General features: G+C 74.5%; 1 protein-coding gene. It reads right to left on the reverse strand.

Annotated elements, in window-relative coordinates; all coding sequences use genetic code 11:
* Positions 1-108: 108 nt before the first annotated feature.
* Positions 109-13,314, reverse strand: a complete 13,206-nt coding sequence (locus tag VLK66_RS25895) for a non-ribosomal peptide synthetase (RefSeq protein WP_325312408.1) — start codon at positions 13,312-13,314, stop codon at positions 109-111.
* Positions 13,315-13,813: the final 499 nt, after the last annotated feature.

Consider the following 13,813-nt stretch of genomic DNA (forward strand, 5'->3'; position numbering starts at 1 on the left):
TTCGTCGGTTTTCCGCCGCCGGCGGGGGCGGGCGCCGGCCGGGGCCGGGCCCGCTCTGCGTTCAGGCGGACGGGTTCGAGGTCTGCTGGGTCCGGGCGCGCCGGTGGATCAGGTCACGGGTGCCGGGCGGACCAGCGCCGTCAGGTTGGCGATGTCGATCGCGCTGAACTGGGCCAGCTGCGCGTCCAGGATCGCGTTCGCGAGCTGCCAGAGCACGGGGTGCTCGAAGACGTCGCCCAGCGCGACGTCCACCTCCATGTGCTGCTTGATGCGGGGCACCAGCTTGCTGGCCATCAGCGAATGGCCGCCGAGCTCGAAGAAGTGGTCGTGCCGCCCCACCCGCTCCACGCCCAGCACCTCGCTCCACAGCCGGGCCAGGATCGTCTCGGTCTCGCCCTCGGGCGCCTCGTAGCCGCGCCGGGCGTAGGCGTCGCCCTCGGGCGCGGGAAGCGCGCGGCGGTCCACCTTCCCCGTCCCCGTGCGCGGCATCGCCTCCAGCCGCACGTACGCGGCGGGAACCATGTACTCGGGGAGGCGCTCGGCGAGATGCGCCCGCAGCGCGTCCACGTCCGCCTCCTCGCCCACGAAGTAGGCGACGAGCCGCTTGTCGCCCGGCCCGTCCTCGCGCGCCACGACGACGGATTCGCGGACGGCGGCGTGCTCGGCCAGGCGCGACTCGATCTCGCTCAGCTCGATGCGGAAGCCGCGCACCTTCACCTGGAAGTCGTTGCGCCCCACGAACTCCAGCCTGCCATCCGCCTTCCAGCGGACGAGGTCGCCGGTCCGGTAGAGACGCGCGCCGGGCTCGCCGCCGAACGGATCGGAGACGAAGCGCTCGGCGGTGAGGTCCGCGCGGTTCCAGTATCCCAGCGCCACGCCGTGCCCGCCGACGTACAGCTCGCCGACGGCGCCGGTCGGCACCGGCTCGCATGCCGCGTCGAGGACGTAGACGCGGGTGTTCCCCTTCGGCCGACCGATCGGGACGACGCGCGTATCCTCCGTCACCCCCACGACATCGTGGGCGATGGAGAAGCAGGTCGTCTCCGTCGGCCCATAGCAGTTGTAGATGGTGACGCGGCCGCGCTCGGCCAGCACCCGCGCGTACGCCGCCGGATCGGCCTTGTCGCCGCCGGTGAGGATCTGCTTCAAGCCCGCGAGCGCGACGGGGATGACCCGCGCGTAATGGTTGAACAGCACGGGGGTGATGAGGATCGTCGTCACGCCCTGGTTGACCAGCAGCGTGCCGTACGCCTCCGGATCGAGCAGCACGTCCTGCGGCACGACGACGATGCGGCCGCCGTTCAGCAGCGGCCCCCAAACCTCCATCGTCGCCGCGTCGAACGCCGGGTTCGAGGCGAGGGCGACGCGATCGTCCGCATCCAGGTCCGCGAAGCCGTTCGTCATCACCAGCTGCGTGATGGCGCGATGCGGAACCATCACCCCCTTCGGCTCGCCGGTCGATCCCGACGTGTACATCACGTAGGCGACGGACTCGCCGCCGCTGGTGATGCGGAGGTTCTCCGTATCCCCATCGACCACGCGGTCGATGTCGATGCGCTCGACGTTCGGGAGATGCGGAACCTGCTCGCCCGACTGGCTGAGCAGCACGCCGCAGCCGCTGTCCGCGACCATGAAGGCGATGCGCTCGGCGGGATACGTCGCATCGAGCGGGACGTACGCGGCGCCCGCCTTCAGCACCGCCAGCTCCGCGGCGACCAGCTCCGCGGAGCGCGGCAGCAGGATCGCCACGCGCGTCCCCGCGCCGACGCCGCGGGCGGCGAGGTGGTGCGCGAGGCGGTTCGCGCGAGCGTTCAGCTCCGCGTACGTCACCGTCGCGGCGCCGTCCACGATGGCGGCGGCGGCCGGCGTGCGCTTCGCCCGCGCCTCGAACAGCTCGTGCACCGCGGACCAGCTGGGGTAGGACGCGGCGGTCGCGTTCCACGTGTGCAGCACCCGCCAGCGCTCGTCCTCGGGCACCAGCGCCAGCCGCTCCGCGGGGCGGGGGTCGTCGGCCACCATCTCGGCCACCGCGCGGCGGAGGTAGCCGGCGATCCGCTCCACCGTGGCCGCCTCGAAGAGCGACGTCGCGTACTCCATCCCGCCCACGATGCGGCCGTCCGCCTCGCGCAGCTGCAGCGACAGGTCGAACTTCGACGTCGCCAGCGTGGCGCCCGGGAGCGCCGCGGGCTCCAGCCCGGGAAGCTGCAGCGTGCCGCGCGGCGCGCTCTGCCAGGCGAACATCACCTGGAAGACCGGGCTGTGCGCCAGCGAGCGGGCGGGCTGCACCAGCTCCACCACCTGCTCGAAGGGGATGTCCTGGTTCTGCTGCGCCTCCAGCGCCCGCGCCTTCACCCGCCCCAGCAGCGTGGCGACGGACGGCGAATCGGAGAGGTCGACGCGCAGCGCCAGCGTGTTCACGAAGAAGCCGATCAGCCCCTCCACCTCGCGCCGCCCGCGGTTGGCCGTGGGCGTGCCGATCACCACGTCGTGCTGTCCCGACAGCCGGGCCAGCACCGTGGCCCAGGCGGCCATCAGCGCCATGAACGGCGTGGCGCCGTGGCGGCGGGCGAGCGCCTTCACCCCCGCCGTCAGCGCCTCGTCCAGCTCCAGCGGCAGCGTCGCCCCGGCGTGGTCCTGCCGCGCCGGGCGTGCGTGGTCAAGCGGCAGCTCCAGCAGCTCCGGCGCGCCCGCGAGCGTGGCCTTCCAGTAGTCCGCCTGCGCGCGGACGGCGCCGCCGTCCACCCAGCGCCGCTGCCAGGCCGCGTAGTCGGCGTACTGCACCGGCAGCGGGGCGAGCGGGTCGCGCTCGCCGCGGCGGAAGGCGGCGTACAGCGCGCCCAGCTCGTCGGTCAGCACGCCCATCGACCACGCGTCGGAGACGGCGTGGTGCAGGGTCACCAGCAGCACGTGGTCGTCGTCCGCCAGGCGGATCAGCCGGGCGCGCGCCAGCGGCCCGCGCGACAGGTCGAACGCCGCCGTGGCCTCGTCGGCCATCAGCCGGTCCAGCATCTGCTCCGCGTCGCCGTGCTCGCGCAGGTCGTGCTCGCGCAGGGGGAAGCGCGCGTCGGAGACGGGGGCGATGCGCTGCTCCGGCTCGCCATCGTTCCCGGCGAAGGTGGTGCGCAGCGCCTCGTGGCGCTCGGCGATGCGGTCCAGCGCGCGGACCAGGGCGGTGCGGTCCAGCTCGCCGCGCAGCCGCACGCGGCTGCGGACGTGGTACGCGGGGCCCAGGTCGCCCAGCTGCTCCAGGAACCAGAGCCGCTGCTGCGCGTGCGACAGCGGCAGCGCCGCGCCGCGGTCCGCGCGCCCGATGGGCGGCAGATCGGCGCGCGCGGCGGCGTCCAGCGTCCGCGCGAACTCGGCCAGCGTCGGGCGGTCGAAGAGCTCGCCGAGCGCGGCCTCTACCCCCAGCACCTGCCGCACGCGCGAGATCATCCGCACGGCCACCAGCGAGTGGCCGCCCAGCTCGAAGAAGCCGTCGCGGCGGCCGACCCGATCGGCCCCCAGAACCTCGGCCCAGATCTCCGCCAGCGCCGACTCGGTCTCGCCCACCGGCGCCTCCCACTCGCGCGCGGCGAACGCGTCACCCTCGGGCGCGGGGAGCGCGCGGCGGTCCAGCTTGCCGTTGGGCGTCAGCGGGAACGCGTCCATCCTGACGTACGCCGCGGGCACCATGTACTCCGGCAGCGCGGCGGCGAGATGCGCCCGCAGCGCCTCGGTCTCCCCCTCGCCCACGAAGTAGGCGGCGAGGCGCCGGTCGCCCGGCACGTCCTCGCGCGCCACCACCACGGCCTCGCGGATGCCGGGGAAGGCGGCCAGGCGCGCCTCGATCTCGCCCAGCTCGATGCGGAAGCCGCGGACCTTTACCTGGAAGTCGTTGCGGCCCAGGAACTCCAGAACCGAAGTGCGTGAGTGCGGGAGTGCGGCAGTGCGTCCATCGCGCGCGGAGGACGTACTTCCGCACTCACGCACTTTCGCACTTTCGCACCATCTCGCGAGGTCGCCCGTGCGGTACATCCGCGCGCCGGGCGTGGACGCGAACGCATCGGGGACGAAGCGCTCGGCGGTGAGCGCCGGGCGGCCGAGGTATCCCCGCGCCACGCCCGCGCCGCCGATGTACAGCTCGCCCGCCACCCCGGCCGGCACCGGCTCGCCGCGTCGGTCCAGGAGATAGAAGCGCGTGTTCGCCAGCGGCCCGCCGATCGCCACCGAAGCGGTGGAGAGGGAGCCGTCCGCGTCCACCGGCTGCACCGACGACCAGATGGTGGTCTCCGTCGGCCCGTACACGTTCCACAGTGCGCCGACCCGCTCGCGCAGCCGCGCGGCCAGCTCGGCCGGCAGCGCCTCGCCGCCGCAGAGGGCGCGGAGATTCGCATCGCCCTCCCACCCGGCGTCCACCAGCATCCGCCAGGTCGCGGGCGTGGCCTGCATCACCGTCGCCCCGCCCGCGGCGATGGCGCGCATCAGCGCCTCCGGGTCGGCCGACGAGGCGCGGTCCAGCAGCTCCACCCGCGCGCCGGTGACCAGCGGGAGGAAGAGCTCCAGGACGGAGATGTCGAAGGAGATGGTGGTGACGGCGATGAGACGATCGGCGGGCGTCATCCCGACCGTCCCGCCGATCGACGCGAGGAGGTTCACCACGCCCCCGTGCGTGTTCATCACCCCCTTCGGCTCGCCCGTGGAGCCGGAGGTGTAGATGACGTACGCCAGGTTCCCGGGCCGCACCCGCCCGCGCGCCGGGTTCGCCGCGGACAGATCGGCCCACGTCCCCGCGTCCGCGTCCAGCCGGAAGACGGGGATCTCCATCCCCCCGAAACGGTCCGACAGCGATGCCTGGGTGAGCACCACCGCGGGCGCGCCGTGGCGGAGGACGTAGCCGACGCGGTCCGCCGGGTACGCGGGATCGAGCGGGACGTAGGCGCCGCCCGCCTTCAGCACGGCGAGCAGGGCCACCATCATCTCCACCCCGCGCTCCGCGCAGACGGCCACCCGCACGTCCGCCCCCACGCCGCGCGCGATCAGCGCATGTGCGAGGCGGTTGGCGCGCGCGTTCAGCTCGCCGTACGTCACCTGCTCCCCGTGGAAGACGAGGGCAACGGCGTCCGGCGTCCGCGCGGCCTGCGCCTCGACCAGCTCGTGCACGCAGGCGCCGGGATACGCGGCCTCGGTTGCGTTGCGCGCCTCGAGGGCGGCGCGGCGCTCGGCGGCGGGGAGGACGTCCACGCGGGCCAGCGGCCGCGCGGGCGCCGTCTCCAGCGCCTCGGCCAGCCCTTCCAGCGCGCGGTGCATCATCGCGCAGACGCGGTCCGCGCCCACCGACGCGGGGGCTACGGAGGTCAGCGACAGCGCCTCGCCGCGGTCGTCCACCGACAGGGTGAGCGGATAGTTGGTGCGGCCGACGCCGTAGATCGGCTCGAAGTCCGAGGCACGTGCCGCCTTCCCCGCCCCGCCGCCACTGTGGCGGTAGTTCAGCAGCGCGGTGAAGAGCGGCGCCGGGGCCTCCACCCCGCTGCAGCGCTGCGCCAGCGCCAGCGAGGCGTGCTCGTGGCGCAGCAGCTCGGCCAGCTGCCGGTGCGCGCCGCGCACGGCGGCCTCGGCGCCCTCGTCCGCCACGCGCACGCGGACGGGGAGGGTGTTGTTGAAGAGCCCGAGCACGCGGTCCGCGCCCTCGCCGCCCTTCATCCGGCCGAAGAGCACGGTGCCGAACACCACGTCGTCGCGGCCGGAGACGCGGGCGAGCACCTGCGCCCACGCCACGTGGCAGAGGGCGGCCGCGCTCACGCCCAGCTTCCGCGCGCGGTCGCGCAGCGTCGCGGCGAGCTTCCCGTCCACCGGGAGACGGGCCTCGGCCACGCCCGAGCCGTCGCCGCGCACGTCCAGCAGCCCGAACGGCGCGGTGGGCTCGTCCACGTCCGCCAGCAGCTTGCGGAAGTACGCCTCGTGCTCGGCGCGGCTCACGCCCAGGCGCGCCTGCGCCACGTAGTCGCGGAACGGCAGCGGTGCGGGGAGCGAGGCCGCGCGCCCCAGCAGGTGCGCCTCCACCTCGGCCTGCAGGACTTCCTGCGCCTGGTGGTCGCTCACCAGGTGGTGGCGCAGCACCAGCAGCAGCCAGCGTCCGCGCGCTTCGTCGCGGGCCACCACGGCGCGCATGATCGGCGCGCGGCGCACGTCCAGCCGGTGCAGCCGCGGGTCGAAGCGGTCGTACAGCCGGCGGACGGCATCGCCCTCCCCCTCCAGCTCCACTTCCTCGACGGGGAGCACGGCGCGGCGGCAGACCACCTGCACCGGCTCGCGCAGCCCTTCCCACATCACCGCCGTCCGCAGCACGTCGTGGCGGTCGATCACCGCCTGCAGCGCGCCCAGGTACGCGTCCAGCCGCCAGCGCGTGTCGAAGCCGTACACGACGGCGAGGAGATACGGATCGCCCTCCGCGGCCAGCAGGTGGTGGAAGAGGATCCCCTCCTGCAGCGGGGCCAGCGGGTAGATGTCCTGCACGTTGGCCGCGCCGCCCTCGACGCCCGCGACGACCCGGTCGATCTCCCCCTGCCCCAGCTCCACCAGCGGGAGCATGGCCGGGGTGATGGCGGTGCACGGCGTGGGGATGCGGTTGGCGGGGACGGCCACGTCGCTCGACTTGCTCCTCACCACCCCCGCCAGCTCGGCCAGCGAGGTGGTGGTGAAGAGCGCGCTGACCTCGGCGTGCAGCCCGCGCTTGCGCATCCGCCCGGCCACCATCATCGCCCGCAGCGAGTGGCCGCCCAGCTCGGCGAAGTTGTCCCACCGCCCCACGCGCTCCACGCCCAGCACCTGGCACCAGATCTCCGCCAGCGCCTCCTCGGTCTCCCCCTGCGGCGCCTCGAAGCCGCGGCGCGCGAAGGCGTCGTCCTCGGGCGCGGGAAGGGCGCGGCGGTCCAGCTTGCCGTTGGGCGTGCGCGGCAGCTCGTCCAGCGCCAGGCAGGCCGCGGGGACCATGTACTCGGGCAGCCGCTCGGCCAGGTGCGCCCGCAGCGCGTCGGCATCGACGGCCCCGTCCGCCACGTAGTAGGCCACGAGGCGCCGGTCGCCGGGCGAGTCCTCGCGGGCGATGACGACCGCTTCGCGGATCTGGGGATGATCGATCAGGCGCGACTCGATCTCGCCCAGCTCGATGCGGAAGCCGCGCACCTTCACCTGCGCGTCGGCGCGCCCCATCACCTCGATCGCCCCGTCCGCCAGCCAGCGGCCCAGGTCGCCCGTGCGGTAGAGGCGCGCGCCCGCCTCGCCCGAGAACGGGTCGGCCACGAAGCGCTCCGCCGTCAGCTCGGGGCGGTTCCGGTATCCCCGCGCCACCTGCACGCCGCCGATGTACAGCTCGCCGACCACGCCGGCGGGCACCGGCTGCGCGTCGCCGTCCAGCACGTACATCCGCACGTTCGCCATCGGGTGGCCGATGGGGATGCGGTCGCGCTCGTCGCCGGCGGCGCAGCTCCACTCGGTGACGTCCACCGCGGCCTCGGTCGGCCCGTAGACGTTGTAGAGGCGCGTGTCGGGGAGATGCTGGTGGAAGCGCTTCACCAGCTCCGGCGGCAGCGCCTCGCCGCCGCAGACCACGCGCTTCAGGTGGGTGCACTCGCCGAAGTCCGCCTCCTGCACCAGCACCTGCAGCATCGAGGGGACGAAGTGCAGCGTCGTCACGCGCTCGCGGCGGATCGTCTCCAGCATGTAGCGCGCGTCGCGGTGGCCGCCGGGACGGGCGACCACCATCCGCGCGCCGACCAGCAGCGCCGGGATCAGCTCGCGGAGCGAGGCGTCGAAGCTGTACGGCGTCTTCTGCAGCACCACGTCGGTCGAATCCAGCCGCCACGCCGCGTTCATCCAGGCGAGGACGTTCACGATCGCGCGGTGCTCGACCATTACCCCCTTGGGCTGGCCCGTCGACCCCGAGGTGTAGATGAGGTACGCCAGGTGGTTCGGGGTGACCGCGCGCTCCGGATTCGTCTCCGGGAGATGCGACCACGCCGCCGCGTCGCGGTCCAGCGCCACGACGGGAACGCCGAGCCCGCCGAAGCGGTCCGCCGACGCGCCGCAGGTGAGGAGGACGGCGGGCTCGCTGTCCACCAGCATGTAGCGCAGCCGCTCCTCGGGATACTCGGGGTCCAGCGCGACGTAGGCGCCGCCCGCCTTCAGCACGCCCAGCAGCCCGGCCATCATCTCCAGGCTCCGCTCGACGCAGAGGCCCACGCGCACGTCCGGCCCCACGCCGCGCGCCACCAGGTGATGCGCGATGCGGTTCGCCCGGGCGTTCAGCTCGCGGTAGGTGATCGAATCGCCCTCGAAGGTCAGCGCGAGCGCGTCCGGCGTCCGCTCCACCTGCGCCTCGAAGAGGTGGTGGAGACAGGCGGCATGGGGATACTCCGCGGCGGTCGCGTTCCATCCCTCCACCACCTGCCGGCGCTCCGCCTCGGGGAGCACCTCGATGGCGCGCAGCGGGCGCTCGGGCGCCGTCTCCAGCGCGTCCACCAGCCCGGCCAGCGCGCGCTCCACCAGCGCGCACACGCGGCCGGGGCCGACGGACGCGGGGGCGAAGACCTTGAACGACAGCGACTCGCCGCGGTCGTCCACGTTCAGGGTGAGCGGGTAGCTGTTGCGCGTCAGCATGCGCAGGCGCCGGATCCCCTCGGGGAGCCCGGCCTGGGCGGGCGTCTGCTCGCCCAGCGCGCGGCTGTGGCGGTAGTTCAGCAGCGCGGTGAACAGCGGCGCCGGCGCCTCCACCCGGCTGCAGCGCTGCGCCAGCGCCAGCGACGCGTTCTCGTGGCGCAGCAGCCCGGCCAGCTGCCGGTGCGTGGCCAGCACGCCGCCCTCCGCCCGCTCGGCGCCCACGCGCACGCGGAAGGGGAGGGTGTTCATGAACGGCCCCAGCACGCGGTCGGCGCCCTCGCCGCCCTGCATGCGGCCGAAGAGCACGGTGCCGAACACCACGTCGTCGCGGCCGGAGACGCGCGCCAGCACCTGCGCCCACGCCACGTGGCAGAAGCTGGCGGCGCTCACGCCCAGCCGCCGCGCGCGGTCGCGCAGGCGGATGGCGAGCGCGGGGTCCACCGCCAGCACGCCCTCGTCCAGGTCCAGCCCGTCGCCCCAGGCGTCCGCCAGCCCGAACGGCGCCGTCGGCTCTTCCACGTCGCCCAGCAGCGCGCCGAAGAACGCCTCGTGCTCGGCCTGCGTCACCCGCATCCGCGCGCGCGCCACGTGGTCGCGGAAGGCGATCGGCTCGGGAAGCTCGCCCCCGCGGCCGGCCAGGTGCGCGTGGATCTCGTCCTCCAGCGCCTCCTTGGTCACGTGGTCGGCCACCACGTGGTGAAGCTGGTCCAGCAGCACCCAGCCGCCGTCCTCGCCGCGCGCGGCGTACAGGCGGATGAGCGGCGCGCGGCGCAGGTCCATCCGCCGCCGCAGCGGCGCGACCCAAGTCCACAGGCGCCGGGCGGCGTCGCCCTCGCCGGGCTCCAGCTCGACCTCGACCACCTCCAGCTTCGCCCGGCGCCACACCACCTGCACCGGCTCGCGCAGCCCCTCCCACGCAACCGACGAGCGCAGCACGTCGTGCCGGTCGATCACCGCCTGCAGCGCGGCCACGTACGCGTCCAGCCGCTCGCGGCTCTCGAACAGGCTGATCCCCGCCAGCACGTACGGGTCGCCGTCTTCCGCCATCAGGTGGTGGAAGAGGATTCCCTCCTGCAACGGGGCCAGCGGGTAGATGTCCTGCACGTTCGCCGCGCCGCCGTCCACGGTCGCCACGATGCCGTCGATCTCCCCCTGCGCCAGCTCCACCAGCGGCAGCATCTCGGGGGTGATGGCGTCGCACGCGGCGGGGATGCGGCTCGCGGGGACCTCGATCTCGCGCGCCTCGGTGCCGGCGACCGCGGCCAGGCGGGCCAGCGTGGGCGCGCCGAACAGGTCCTGCACGCGGGCGTGCAGGCCGCGCTGGCGCATGCGCTCGGTCAGCTTCACCGCCAGCAGCGAGTGGCCGCCCAGCTCGAAGAAGTTGTCGCCGCGGCCGACGCGCGCCACGCCCAGCAGCTCGGCCCAGATCTCCGCGAGCACGGCTTCCGTCTCGCCCTCGGGCGCCTCGTAGCCGCGCGCCGCGAAGGCGCCGGCGTCCGGCGCGGGAAGCGCGCGGCGATCCACCTTGCCGTTCGGCGTCAGCGGGAGCGCCTCCAGCCGCACGAACGCGGCGGGCACCATGTACTCGGGCAGCCGCTCCGCCGCGAACGCGCGCAGCGCCTCCGCGTCGATCGCCGCGTCCGCGACGTACCACGCCACCAGCCGCGGGTCGCCGGCGCTTTCGCGCGCGAGGACGACGGCGGCGCGCACCTGCGGATGCCCGGCCAGCCGCGTCTCGATCTCGCCCGGCTCGATGCGGAAGCCCCGCACCTTCACCTGGAAGTCGTTGCGCCCCAGGAACTCGATCGTCCCGCCCGCCCGCCAGCGCACGAGATCGCCCGTCCGGTACATCCACGCGCCCGGCTCGGCGGCGAACGGATCGGGGACGAAGCGCTCGGCCGTGAGCCCGGGCCGGCCGAGGTAGCCGCGCGCCACGCTCGCGCCGCCGACATACAGCTCGCCCGCGACGCCGACGGGCACCGGCTCGCCGCGCGCGTCCAGCACGTAGACCTGCGTGTTGGCGATGCCGCGCCCGATGTGCAGCCGGTCCGCCGCGCCGACCTCGCCCGAGGTCGCGACGACCGTCGTCTCCGTCGGCCCGTAGTTGTTGATGACGGTGTAGCGCGCGTCCGCCGGAAGCGTCCGCAGCCGGTCGCCGCCGACGAGCAGCGTCCTCAGGGTCGCGGGGGCGATGCCTCGCTCGAACGCGAGCTCGGCCAGCGGCGTGGGGAGGAAGCACACGTCCAGCGGCTGCTTCGCCCACCACTCCAGCAGCGCCTCGGGATCGCGCGCGGCGGGAAGGTGCAGCGCGGCGCCCGCGCACAGCGGCGGCCAGATCTCCCACGTGCTCGCGTCGAACCCGAAGCCCGCTACGCTGGACGACCGGTCGCCCTCGCGCAGCGCGAACGCATCGCAGTGCCAGGCGACCAGGTTGCCCAGGCTGCGGTGCTCCACCTGCACGCCCTTCGGCGTCCCCGTCGATCCCGAGGTGTAGACGACGTACGCCAGGTGCCCCGCGTCCAGCCCGACGCTCTCGCGCGCAGGATTCGTGGCGTCGCGATCCGCCCACGCCGCATCGTCGCCCAGGTCGAGGACGGGGAGATCTACATCCGCGAAGCGCGCGGCGAGCGACGCCTGCGTCAGCAGGGCGACGGGGGCGCTGTCCGCGAGCATGTAGCGCAGCCGCTCGTCGGGATACGCGGGATCCATCGGCACGTACGCACCGCCCGCCTTCACCACGGCGAGCAGCGCTTCCACCATCTCCGTCCCCCGCTCCACGCAGACGGCGACGCGCGAATCCGGGCGGACGCCGAGCGCGCGGAGGTGGTGCGCGAGGCGGTTGGCGCGCGCGTTCAGCTGCGCGTACGTCAGCGCCCCGCGCTCGGAGACGACGGCGTCCGCGTGCGGCGTCCGCGCGGCCTGCGCCTCGAAGCGCTGGTGGATGCACAGGTCGCGCGGGTAGTCCAGCGCGGTTGCGTTCCACGTCTCCACCACCTGCCGGCGCTCGGCGTCGGGGAGGAGGGAGATGGAATCCACGCGCTGGCCGTCGCCGGCCACCATCGCCTCCAGCACGCGGCGGAGGTAGCCCATCCACCGCTCCACCGTCTCCGCCTGGAAGAGCGACGTCGCGTACTCCACCCCGCCGGCGATCCGTCCCCCCACCTCCTGCAGCGACAGCGACAGGTCGAACTTGGCCGACGGCTGCGGCGAGCGCTCCAGCACGGCGGGCGCCAGGCCCGGCAGCGCCAGGCGGCTGCGCCGCACGTTCTGCCACGAGAACACCACCTGGAACACCGGGTTGTGCGCCAGGCTGCGCGTGGGCTGCACCCGGTCCACCACCTGCTCGAAGGGGAGGTCCTGGTTGTGCTGCGCGGCGATCGCGCGCTCCCGCACCCGCCCCAGCAGCTCCGCCACCGTCGGCGCGTCGGCGAGGTCGATCCGCAACGCCAGCGTGTTCACGAAGAAGCCGATCAGCCCCTCGATCTCGCCCCGCCCGCGGTTGGCCACCGGCGACCCGATCACCACGTCCGTCTGCCCCGCCAGGCGGCCGAGCACCACCGCCCAGCCGGCCAGCAGCGTCTGGTACAGCGTGGTCCCGTGGCGGCGGCCCAGCGCCTTCAGCCCGGCCGTCAGCGCCTCGTCCAGCTCCAGCGCGACGGAGGCGCCGGCGTGGTCCTGCCGCGCGGGGCGGGCGTGGTCCAGCGGCAGCTCCAGCAGCTCGGGAATGCCGGCCAGCGCGCGGCTCCAGTACGCCGCCTGCTCCTCCAGCACCTCGTCCTCCACCCACCGGCGCTGCCACGCGACGTAATCCGCGTACTGCACCGGCAGCGCGGGAAGCGGGTCCGCCGCGCCGCGCCGGAACGCCGGGTACAGCACCCCTAGCTCGTCCACCAGCACCTCCATCGACCAGCCGTCGGCCACGATGTGGTGCAGGGTGACGAGCAGCACGTGGTCGTCCGCGGCCAGCCGCACCAGCCGGCCGCGCGCCAGCGGCCCGTTCTCCAGGTCGAAGGGCGCCACCGCCTCCTCGGCGATCAGGCGGCGAAGCTCGGCGTCCGCCTGCGGATCGGCCGAGAGGTCGTGGTGGGCGAGGGGGAAGCGGGACGACTCAGCCGGGGCCACGCGCTGCTCCGGCTCGCCGTCCATCGCGTGGAAGCTGGTGCGCAGCGCCTCGTGGCGGTGGACGATACGGTCGAGCGCGCGGGCCAGCGCCTCGGCGTCCAGCTCGCCGCGCAGCCACAGCTGGCGGGGGATGTTGTACACGCCGGGAAGGCCCAGCTGCTCCAGGAACCACACGCGCTGCTGCGCGAAGGAGAGCGCCAGCCGGCCGCCGCGGTCCGCCGCGGCGATGGGCGGCAGCTCCGCGTGCGCCGCCTGCGCCACCCCGCGCGCGAACTCGGCCAGCACCGGCCGCTCGAACACCTCGCCCACCGCCACGTCCACGCCCAGCGCCTGGCGCACGCGCGCGGCCACCCGCGCGCCCAGCAGCGAGTCGCCGCCCAGCGCGAAGAAGTCGTCGCCGCGGCCCACGCGCGGGGCGCGCAGCACCTGCTGCCAGATCTCCGCGACCGCCGCCTCCACCTCGCCCACGGGCACGGCGTACCCCGGCCACCCGTCGCCGCCCTGCGGGGCGGGAAGGTGTCCGGCCGAGCTGCTCGTTCCGACGTCACTGCGCATGGACGAAATACGGGGTCGTTGGGTGGGCAAAGGTCCCGGTCGAACGGCCGGCCCCGCCGCGGCGGGGCCGGTCCTGTCGGTGGAGGCGGGCGGATGTCCGCCTCTGTCTGTGCGTGTGTGTGCCTGCCGAGGGGGGTGCGTCCACTGCGGAGCTGCGTCCTCCACCATCAGCCGCCCCGGAGCCGCGCGCGCTCCGGTCCCGTCCTGCCGCCTCCGTGGTCCCGGGAGCCCGGGAGCCATGCGGTGGCGGGTTCACTCCGTATGTTCACCGGCGTCCGCTCGATGGCGCCTTCGCAGCGCCATTGCCGGACGGGGAACGCTCCGCCGGTCCGTCATCGCCCTCGCCGGGCGATCCACCGCTCTCCGCCGCCGGGTGCGGGGACGCACCCGGTGTACGCCCGTTCAGCCGTTTGGGGTCACCGCTGGTACGGTGACCCGGCCGGGCGGGTTTCACATCCGCCGATCGATGCCGTAAGGAAATCGGGTCCGGGCAGGCAGG

It is taken from the genome of Longimicrobium sp., assembly GCF_035474595.1.
In the GTDB taxonomy this organism is placed as follows: Bacteria; Gemmatimonadota; Gemmatimonadetes; order Longimicrobiales; family Longimicrobiaceae; genus Longimicrobium.

What these genes read in the sequence shown, in the direction of transcription:
- VLK66_RS25895 (WP_325312408.1), bottom strand. Translation starts at nt 13,314, where the DNA reads ATGCGCAGTGACGTCGGAACGAGCAGCTCGGCCGGACACCTTCCCGCC.